This window comes from uncultured Campylobacter sp., from assembly GCF_938040115.1.
GTDB lineage: Bacteria > Campylobacterota > Campylobacteria > Campylobacterales > Campylobacteraceae > Campylobacter_A.
Genome location: NZ_CALHXD010000176.1, coordinates 1 through 9,901, shown reverse-complemented (window position 1 = coordinate 9,901; position 9,901 = coordinate 1). Strand labels below are relative to the sequence as shown.

8 protein-coding genes are annotated in these 9,901 nt (G+C 46.5%); 4 read left to right on the top strand and 4 right to left on the bottom strand.

Going from position 1 to position 9,901, the window contains the following annotated elements; genetic code table 11:
• From Q0314_RS06300 to Q0314_RS06285, 4 genes are all read right to left on the bottom strand, one after another.
• On the bottom strand, positions 1-747 hold a 747-nt coding region (locus tag Q0314_RS06300), incomplete at its 3' end, for a cytochrome C (protein ID WP_298057590.1).
• Between the two features lie 100 nt (positions 748-847).
• Positions 848-1,270 carry a DUF6678 family protein gene (locus Q0314_RS06295; protein WP_298057589.1) on the bottom strand — a complete coding sequence of 141 codons (423 nt, stop codon included), beginning with the start codon at positions 1,268-1,270 and terminating at the stop codon, positions 848-850.
• A gap of 146 nt (positions 1,271-1,416) precedes the next feature.
• A complete protein-coding gene (gene glmS / locus Q0314_RS06290; protein WP_298057587.1) occupies positions 1,417-3,252 on the bottom strand; it encodes a glutamine--fructose-6-phosphate transaminase (isomerizing) in 1,836 nt (611 codons plus the stop codon).
• A gap of 2 nt (positions 3,253-3,254) precedes the next feature.
• Positions 3,255-5,711 carry an HD domain-containing protein gene (locus Q0314_RS06285; protein ID WP_298057586.1) on the bottom strand — a complete coding sequence of 819 codons (2,457 nt, stop codon included), beginning with the start codon at positions 5,709-5,711 and terminating at the stop codon, positions 3,255-3,257.
• A 112-nt stretch (positions 5,712-5,823) separates the two neighbouring features.
• On the opposite strand from Q0314_RS06285, the gene mqnE reads away from it, so the two are divergent.
• The 4 genes from mqnE to Q0314_RS06265 are packed head-to-tail and all read left to right on the top strand — an operon-like array spanning position 5,824 to position 9,862.
• Positions 5,824-6,894 (top strand): aminofutalosine synthase MqnE, encoded by a 1,071-nt coding sequence (gene mqnE / locus Q0314_RS06280; protein ID WP_298057585.1) that lies wholly within the window; start codon positions 5,824-5,826, stop codon positions 6,892-6,894.
• A 10-nt stretch (positions 6,895-6,904) separates the two neighbouring features.
• Complete coding sequence (locus Q0314_RS06275) at positions 6,905-8,197, top strand: NCS2 family permease (RefSeq protein WP_298057583.1); 1,293 nt, start codon at positions 6,905-6,907, stop codon at positions 8,195-8,197.
• Positions 8,198-8,206: 9 nt separating this feature from the next.
• Positions 8,207-8,647: a phosphoribosyltransferase family protein gene (locus Q0314_RS06270; protein ID WP_298057581.1), complete on the top strand. Its 441-nt coding sequence runs from the start codon at positions 8,207-8,209 to the stop codon at positions 8,645-8,647.
• Positions 8,648-8,662: 15 nt separating this feature from the next.
• Positions 8,663-9,862, top strand: a complete 1,200-nt coding sequence (locus Q0314_RS06265; protein WP_298057579.1) for a hypothetical protein — start codon at positions 8,663-8,665, stop codon at positions 9,860-9,862.
• The last annotated feature ends 39 nt before the right edge of the window (positions 9,863-9,901 follow it).

Sequence of the window (9,901 nt, the reverse complement as noted above, 5' to 3'; positions counted from 1 at the left end):
CGCGTCGTGCTTTAAATTTAAAAACGCAAGCTGCGGATCGGTTGCCTTTAGGCGCAGCATATCAAGCATCTCGCAGCCGCAAAACTCGCACTTTTGGCCTGTAGGTTCGCCGATCTGTACGGACTCATCCGCGTTTTGGTTTGGGTTTAAATTTGCGTCTTGGCTCGCGCGCTTGCCATCTTTTACGCGCACTGCGGTGAGGCATTTATCAAAAACCAAAGATTTTCGCTCGCCCGTCTCATCAAATTCCCAGCCGCCGATTTTTGCGTAAAACTTGGTGCCCACGTAGAGCTTTTTACGCCACGGCCTCGGGTTTTTATACAGCTCGTAAAAAAGCTCGGCCGTCTGCTCGCCACCCTGCCAGGCAAGCGCGCAAAGAAGGTGGTTTAGCACGTTTTTGGAGTTGTCCTCTAGCGAGTTTAGTTTTGTTACGAGTGCGTCTCTTACGTCGTCCGGCGCGCCAAAGTAGAGCTCTGGCGGATAGTAGATTTCCTTTGCCGCCGCAGCTCGCGCGATCCTTGGATCGTGGATGCCCAGCAGGCTAAAAAGCGCCCAAAAATCATTGCAAATCTCATCCCATTTTTCGATCTCGTCGACACGATCCGCGATTTTTAGGATCATCGCTTCTACTTCGTCCGCGCTTAGGTTTAAAGTTTCATCCCGCCTCTGCCTTTGGCTGCACGAGTGGCAGATGCCGTCGAAATATATCGTGTTTTCGCCGCATTTTGGGCATAGATGAGCGCCCATATTTGCTCCTTTGGGTTAAATTTCGTCAAATTTTATCAAATTTTGCAGCATTTGGCGAGCGAGTGCAGTTTTAAATTTGACTCCGTTTGGTAGCGTAAATTTATCTATATCCGTAAATTTTTAGCCCGTTTTCGTCTATTTCGTAGTCAAATTTGCCCGCCTTTGTCGTGGCGTCCAGCACCGCTTCAAGCGGATTTGAGATAAAATTTGAGGCGAGCTTTTCGGTTCTGTTCATGCGCGTTTGCTCGTAAAATTTAGGCACGAAAACCCAGTGCAAGTCTTTAAACAAAATAGCTCCGTTGGCGCAGTCAAAATACCCATCCTCCAAGCACCCAAAGCCGCAGATGAGCGCGATCTCCTCGCCGCTTGATAGCAGTTTTACGCGTATGCCCTTGCACTCCGAGGCATCTAAAATTTCGCAGAGCTTAAGCCATTTTGCGTCGTTCATCAGCGACGCGAGGCGATCCGCCTTTTTATCTAGCCTTTTTTGATAAATTTCATATTTTTCGTTTAAATTTTGCATGATACTCCCGGGCGCCGATAAATTTGTATTTAAATTTAGAATAAAATTTGAGAGAAATTTAGGCGGGCAACCTCTCGCCCAAATTTGCAGATTAGGATTAAAAGCGAAATTTAACGCCGCCGCTCGTCAAATTTCTCCTACTAAATTTACTCTACCGTTACGCTTTTAGCAAGGTTTCGCGGCATATCTACGTCGTTGCCCAGCCTCATGGCGATCTCCAGCGCAAAAAGCTGCAAGATAATCATCATCTCGAAAAACTCGCTCATCGGGTGAGCTTGTTTGCTAGTCTTTATAAAATCGTCGCTAAGCTCGAACTCCTCGGGGCTGATAGCAAGTATATATGCGTCGCGAGCGGCTAGCTCCTCGACGTTGCTCTTGGTTTTGTCGTAGAGGACGGTTTTTGGCATTAGCGCGATCGTAAAGAGCCTCTCGTCGGCAAGCGCGATAGGGCCGTGTTTCATCTCGCCCGCAGGATAGCCCTCGGCGTGCAGATAGGAGATCTCTTTGAGCTTTAGCGCGCCTTCGAGCGCCAGCGGGTAGAATATATCGCGTCCGATAAAAAAGAAGCCGTGACCGTGCAAATAGTGCTTGGCTAGGCGGCGGATACGCTCTTGCGGCTCTTTGCTGATGTTTAAAATTTGCGGAACGTGCAGGAGTGCTGCGATCTCGCTTTTTAGCTCGTCTTTGCTTATGGAGGCTTTAGCCTGCGCGATTTGCAGCGCTAGCATCCACAGCGTCACGACCTGCGTGGCGAAGGCTTTGGTGCTGGCTACGCCCTTTTCGATGCCGGCGCGAGTTAGCAGCGTATCATCCGCTAATCGCACGATCGAGGAATTATCGACGTTACAGATGGCTAGCGTCTTTAGTCCTGCTTGCTTGGCGATTTTTAGCGCTTCTAGGGTGTCGGCGGTTTCGCCGCTTTGCGAGATAACGATAAAAAGAGCGTTTTTGTTTAGTTTCGGGCGTCTATAACGAAATTCGCTCGCGATCTCGACCTTAGCTCTCGTGTCAGCTAGCCTCTCAAAAAGGTAGCTAGACGTAAGGGCTGCGTGGTAGCTCGTGCCGCATGCGCAGATCACGATATCGTCGATATTTCGTAGATACTCGTCGGTTAAATTTTCAAGACCTACCGCATCCTCTTTGACGCGTCCCATTAGCGTTTCGCTCACTACCGCGCTTTGCTCGTAGATCTCTTTTTCCATAAAAAACCTATAGCCCTCTTTTTGCGCGTAGCTTTTGTCCGCAGGCAGCGCGGCAAAGCTCGGGCTTAGTTTTTTTGCGTCTTTAAAAACCGCGATCTCGTCAATGCTAACAAACCCGTAGCTTTTATCGTCCAGGTAGCACACCTCTTTGGCTAGGCCGATCAGCGGGGCGTCGGAGGAGGCGAAAAATACCTCTTTGCCATCGCTTTTTCCGATGGCTAGCGGCGCGGCGTCCTTGGCGAAAAATATTTTGCCCGGAGCCGTTTTGGTGATAAGCAGCGTCGCGTAAGCTCCGTGTAGGCGCGCTACCGTGGCTTCGTATGCTTTAAACGGCTCGCCGATAGTTTTTAAATTTTCCTCAAAAAGATGCACGATGACTTCGGTGTCGGTTTGGCTGAGGAAGCTAACGCCCTTTGCCTCAAGCTCCTCTTTTAGCTCTTTGTAGTTTTCGATGATGCCGTTATGAACGACGAAAGAGTGCTCGCCTAGGTGCGGGTGAGCGTTGATCTCGGTAGGTTTGCCGTGCGTAGCCCAGCGCGTGTGTCCGATCGCGACGCCTTCGCCGCTAGAGCTAAAGCCCTCTGATTTTTTGGCTAAATTTTCAAGCTTGCCTATGGCTTTGAAAAAGGCGATTTCTTGCGCGCATTTGTCGCAACCGCCCTCTAGGCTCATCACCGCCATGCCGGCGCTGTCGTAGCCGCGGTACTCAAGCTCTTTTAATCCGTTTAAAATAAACTCTCTTTTTTCTCTATTGCCGACGTAACCGACGATTCCGCACATGTTTACTCGCTTTCTAATAATTTTAAAATTTCGCCCAAATCCACGCCCTCGCGCTTTTGTATAAGCAGCAAATTTCGCGTCCTGTTTTTTACGGTTTGGATTCTGGCGTTGGCTATTTTTACATCAAATTCCTTAAAAACTCCCAATACATAAGCCATCAGCCCGCGCTGATCTTTTGCGTTTATGCCAAGCTTCGCGTACTCTTGCGAGTGGTTCGCGTCGAAATTTAGCTCGCCTTTTAGTATGATCGGGCGATTTATCTGCGCTGAGGCGCCGCTTTTTAGCGAGATCTCGATGAGGTTTTTTAGAGTTTCTAGCTCGCTTGATTTTACGTTTTTGTTAAACTCTAGCTTGACGTAAAATTTACCGTCAAACAGCTCGAAAATCTCCATAAATCCAAGATCAAGGTGGGCCAAAGCCGAGAGCAAAACGGCTAAATTTGGATAGTTTTGCGCGTAAATTTCGATGCTTAGGCTTTGGTGATTTTGTACTTGCACGCTTAATTTATCCGCACTTTGCGCGGCCTGGGCGATGCTAATGATATCTGCTGGTTGGTATTTAGCAAAGAGCAAATTTGAGCGGATAGCGAAAATTTTTTCTTTCAAATTTTCGCTTAAGGCTGCAAATTTAGCGTTTCGCCTGATGCTAAGCTCCTTTTTTACGCGCCTTGAAGCCTCATCGAGCAGATTTTCATCCTCAAAGCTTTGCAAACAAATGCCGTAAAGCTCGCGCAAAAGTCGCGCCAGATAGGGCGTATAGAGCTTTTCATCCGTCGCGTTTATCACGCAATAAGCGACGATGTAGGAGAGTTTTAGCGTTTGCGGGTCGCCTAGTTTTGAGATAAAGCTAAAAATCGTGCGCTGATCGTAGATATCCTCGCGGTTTGCCACGTCGTTCATCAGCGTGTGGTAGCGCACGAGCGTAACGCCGATATTTACGGCCTTTGCGCTCAAATTTAGCTTTGCGGCGTAGGCGCGAAAGATATTTGAGCCCACGACCGAGTGATCGCCGCCTAGCCCCTTGCCCGCGTCATGCAGGAGCAAAGCTAGCTTTAGCAGCGTGCGCCCCTCGATGCAAAGCTCGTCGTAGAGCGATTTTACGAATTTATCTTTGATATTTTCGGCAAATTTGACGCTTAAAACGCAGTGCTCGCCGACGCTAAATTTATGGTAGCCGTCAAATTCGGCCAAATTTACGGCGTGCTCGAGCGGCTTAACCAAAACGGGCAAAATCTCCGCGTCCAAAAGCGCCTTGATGATGCAGTGAGCGTGGTTTCGCATCAAAATTTTTCTAAAAAGCGCGAGCGAATCCTCGGCGTCCTCTTTGCTGATTTGCGCGCGTTTTAGGTAAAAGATCGTTCCGACGTCAAATTTATACTCCGCATCGCCAAGAGCCAAAAGCTGTTTTAGCACTGCATTTAGCGGCCTAGCGCGGACGTGTAGCGGGACGTAAATGGTATTTTCAAACCTATAAAATCCGTTTTTTAGCCGCGCAGCTCGTAGTTCGCTAAATTTAGCCCCGCTTGTAAATTTGCTCCTGTAAAAGCTAGAAACCAGATAGCGCGAGAAAACCGCGACCGAGTGCATGCAGGAAAAGAGCTTTTGCGAGATGACGCTGCTGTTTTCTTGCGTTTTTTTGGACTTGGTTTGCATGAGCGCGGTGATCTCGTTTAGCTTTGCGGGGGCGAAAACGTCCGAGCCTAGGGTTAAATTTTGCGCTGATTTTACGCAAAGGATAAAATCTGTCGCCAAATTTAGCGCGCTAAGCTCCTTTTCGTCGATAAATTTTAGAGCCTGCGAGCGCATGCTGATCTCGTTTTCAAAGCCGTTTAGAGCGCAGTTTAGGTAGTAGATGTCGTTCGTGCCGCCTAGATCGTTTTTTAGATCAGGTTCTTGCTTTATGTTTGGGATATCGTTAAAGGCGCCCAGATTTTTGGCGTAAAATTTGAGATTTTCTTGCGCGTTAAACTCGCGAGTTTTATAAATCTGTGAGCGCGCGGCTTTGTAGAGCGTACGCGAGCCGCAGATGTAGCGGATACGGCTAAATGCGGCCTTTGCTTTATGGTCGTTTTTATGCGCTTCGTAAATTTCGCCCAGCTCGCAAATTTTGATATTTAGTTTTAAATTTGAGCTCTCAAGCGTGGCGACTAGCTTTTTTAGGATAAATTTGACGTTAAAGCCGGCGTTTTCTTTAAAGACGAGTAAAACTTCTAAAACCGAGCTTGTGGAGATGAGGTTGTCGGCGTACTTTTCGGTAGCGATGACGCAAAACGGGATAAAATCGACGTCCGGGTTAAAGTCCGCAAAAATCTCGTCCAAAACCCGCGTGCACAGAGCTTTTATCAGCTCGTCGCTTTGCTTTGCGATGAAATTTGCAAAGCCCTTGCCCTGAAGCTTTTTTAGCTGCGAGGCCAAATTTGCGCCGCCCAAAACGCCGCTTAAATTTCCTTTTAAAGCCACTTTTTTACCGCCGTCTTTTTGTGTAAATTTTATCCGATGATACTAAAATTTTGCAAAAACAAAGCTTTTTTAACATATAATCGCCGTTTAATATCTATTTTCGGAATAAAATTTGACAAATTTAATAGAAAAACTCCAAAGCGGCGAGCGTCTGGACGCGGACGAATGCGCAGGCTTGTATGACCTAGATCTTTTTACGCTGGGTAAATTCGCAAACTCCAAACGGCGAAAAATGCACGGCAAAAAGGTGTTTTTTAACGTAAATCGGCATATAAATCCGACCAACATCTGCGCGGACGTGTGTAAATTTTGCGCGTTTTCCGCAAACCGCAAAAATCCAAACCCATATACGATGAGTCACGAAGAGATCCTAAAAATCGTCGAAAAAAGCGTCGCCGGCGGCGCAAAAGAGATACATATCGTCTCGGCGCACAACCCCGAGACGCCATGGCAGTGGTATTTGGAAATTTTTAAAAAAATAAAAGAAAAATACCCGCAAATCCACGTCAAAGCGCTAACAGCGGCGGAGGTTGATTTCCTCTCGCGAAAACACGGCCTTAGCTACGAAGAAGTCGTAGAAAAGATGCTCGAATACGGCGTAGACTCGATGCCAGGCGGTGGAGCGGAGATCTTTGACGAAGAGGTTAGGCGTAAAATCTGCAAAGGTAAGGTAAGCTCGGAAAACTGGCTCAAAATCCACCGCCTTTGGCACGAAAAAGGCAGGGAAAGCAACGCTACGATGCTGTTTGGCCACGTAGAAAGCAGGCAAAACCGCATCGATCATATGCTGAGGATTCGCGATTTACAGGACAAAACTGGCGGATTTAACGCCTTTATCCCGCTGGTTTATCAGCGCGACAACAACTATCTAAAAGTGGAAAACTATCCCGGCTCGGCCGAAATTTTAAAGACCTTTGCTATCTCGCGCCTGGTGCTCGATAACGTCGCGCACATAAAGGCATACTGGGCGACGTCGACGATAAATTTAGCGATGGTCGCGCAGGAATTCGGCGCTGATGATCTAGACGGCACGATAGAAAAAGAGAGCATCCAAAGCGCGGCCGGAGCGAAATCGGCAAGCGGTATGAGTCTTAGAAATTTTACCGATCTCATTCAGACGTCGGGATTTGTCCCCGTAGAGCGAGATAGCTTGTATAACGAACTAAAAATTTACGATAACTAAGGAGGCGGAATTGGATTTTTTTAAACTCAAGCAAAACGGCACTAGCGTAAAGACCGAGTTTAGCGCGGGACTCACGACCTTTTTAACGATGATGTATATCGTGCCTGTAAACGCGATAATCATGAGCAAAACGGGCATGCCTATGGACGCGCTCATCACGGCTACGGCGCTCATCACCGTGATCGCTACCGTGCTAAACGGCCTGTGGGCGAACACGCCTGTGGCGATGAGCGTGGGAATGGGGCTAAACGCGTATTTTACATTCGGTCTGGTGCTTGGTATGCAAATACCGTGGCAGACGGCTCTGGGCGTGGTTTTCATCTCGGGTATAATTTTCGTCGTGCTATCTTTTACGAATTTTAGAATCTGGGTCTTAAAATCTATCCCGGACGACGTCAGGCGCTCGATAAGCGCGGGCATTGGCGCGTTTATCGCCTTTGTCGGACTTCAGCAGATGGGAGTAGTTGTAAATAATGACGCCGTGCTGGTCGGACTTGGAAATTTAAAAGATCCAAACGTTATTTTGGGCTTTGTGGGACTATTTTTCGTTATACTTTTTTGGGCGTGGAAGGTTAAAGGCGCCTTTATCATCGCGGTATTTACCACATCTGTGATCGCCTGGATTTTCGGCATTGCGCCGTATCCGAAGGAATTTATCTCGCTACCGGCTTCGATCTCGCCGATATTTTTAGAGCTTGACATCATGGGCGCGCTATCTTTTGCGCTGCTTCCGGTAATCGTTACATTTTTCGTGACCGATCTTTTCGACTCTATCGGTACGCTAGCGGGCGTGGGAAATAGAGCGGGGATCTTTGACGAGAGCAATCAAAAAGGCGTCGAAAAACTAGAAAAAACTCTCGAAGCCGACGCGGTAGCCACGATGGTTGGTTCGCTAGTAGGCGTTAGCACTACGACGTCATTTGCCGAGAGCGCTAGCGGCGTAGAAGAGGGCGGTAAAACGGGACTAACGGCGGTGTTTTGCGGACTATTTTTCGTACTTACGATTTTTATGTTGCCGCTTTTTAAAGCTATCCCTTCAAACGCGATATATCCGATACTCGTGATGGTGGGCGTGCTGATGTTTAGCGAGCTTGGAAATATAAATTTTAAAGATCCGGCCATCGCTATCTCGACGTTTTTGATAGTTATTTTGATGCCGCTTACGTACTCGATCACGACGGGACTTTCGTTTGGATTTATGGCGTATTTGCTGGTTCGTATCATTAGACGGGAGTGGGAATACGTAAATATCGGCGTTATCGTACTTGCGCTCATTAGTTTTATAGTATTTTTAGTGCATTAAGGAGAGAATATGCTGAAGTATCCATTTGAGGAATTTCATAAAGACGTAAAAATAATGGTGCGAGATATCAAAGCAAATTTCGAGCCCGAGGTGATTTTGGCAATCGCCCGCGGCGGGCTTACTTTGGGGCATTTTTTGGCGAGCTTGCTAAATAACCGCAATCTTTTTACGCTAAACTCAATCCACTACGAAGAGACTAAAAAGCTCGATACTATCGATATCTTTAACGTCCCCGATCTATCTAAATTTAATAAAATTTTGATAGTGGACGATATGATAGATACGGGCGAGAGCATGATAGCTATCAAACAAGAGCTTTTAAAGCGCTTCCCGCATATCGAGCTAAAGATCGCGACTATCTTTTATAAACGCAAAGCTCTTTTGCTGCCTGATTTCACGGTAAGAGAGGCACATGAGTGGATAGAGTTTTTCTGGGAAGAGCAAATTTAAGCCCAAATTTTAGCCATGTTGCGCTCGGAAACGTTTTTACTTTTTATCATCTGCCTTATAGATTTTTGCTTTTTGTCGTACGCGATTAGCACGCTTAGCATTAGCTACTACGAGGCGGATGCGTTTTATAACTCGCCTAAAATTTCAGCCGTTTTGGCTAGAGCTTCGGTTGAGATTTTCGGACAAAACGACTATGCTTTGCGCCTTCCTTTCGTTTTTTGCCACATTTTTAGCGTCGCGCTGCTATACAAGGTCTCAAAGCAAATTTTAAAACGCAAATTTGACCGAGTAGTAAGCGCGGTCGTGTTTATACTGCTTCCTGCGACGATGGCGTCGGCGATCTTGGTAAACGACGCCGGCATCATAATCGCGCTTTCGCTTTTAAGTATTTATCTTTATCAGCTACGCAAAATGCTTGCTTTTTACGCGCTTTTGTGTGTGTTGCCTTTTATTAGCGGCGCATTTTTGGTTTATTTTTCGGCTATTTTTATATTTGCCGTCTATAGGCGCGACGCTAAGATGGCGTGGGTGGCGGCGCTGCTTTTTGCGCTTTGTTTTTATCTTTACGGATTTAACTCGGGCGGTAAACCAAGAGGCCATCTGCTTGACACCGTGAGTATCTTTGCTGCCGCGTTTTCGCCTTTTGTTTTCGTCTATTTCGTCTATGCTATGTATAGAATTTGGATAAAAGAGACCAAAAATTTGCTCTGGTTCGTTTGTATAACGGCATTTTTGTTTTGCTTGGTTTTATCGATCAGACAGCGGCTTGAGCTCGAAAACTACCTGCCTTTTTGCGTTATTTCCGTGCCGATTTTGGTTCGGGTATTTTTTAGCTCTTACCGCGTGAGACTGCCGATGTTTAGACGCGGGTATAAAATTTTAGCTTCTTTTGCGGCGGCTTCTTTGCTCGTTGGGTTTTTGTTCGTACTTTTTAACGAGATGCTTTACGGCGTGCTAAAAGACCCGACCAAGCATTTTGTCTATAGATATCATGTAGCAAAAGAGCTTGCAAAAGAGCTAAAAAATGAAGGCGTAGAAAAAATTTTCACGGACGATAAAAAGCTAGATTTGAGACTTAAATTTTACGGCATAGACGCTCATCCGGACGCAAATTTGCGATTAGCAATTTTGGACCAGAAAGATAATTATGGTAATATAGCGGTCTATAAATTCGGCGTAAAAATCGCAAATTTTAAGATTATAAAAGATGATTAGAGGATAAATTTAATGAAAAAAGCTTTTACTATGCTAGAG

Coding starts and splice junctions, on each gene's coding strand:
- Q0314_RS06295 (WP_298057589.1), bottom strand. CDS start 1,270: ATGCAAAATTTAAACGAAAAATATGAAATTTATCAAAAAAGGCTAGAT.
- glmS (WP_298057587.1), bottom strand. CDS start 3,252: ATGTGCGGAATCGTCGGTTACGTCGGCAATAGAGAAAAAAGAGAGTTT.
- Q0314_RS06270 (WP_298057581.1), top strand. CDS start 8,207: ATGCTGAAGTATCCATTTGAGGAATTTCATAAAGACGTAAAAATAATG.
- Q0314_RS06265 (WP_298057579.1), top strand. CDS start 8,663: ATGTTGCGCTCGGAAACGTTTTTACTTTTTATCATCTGCCTTATAGAT.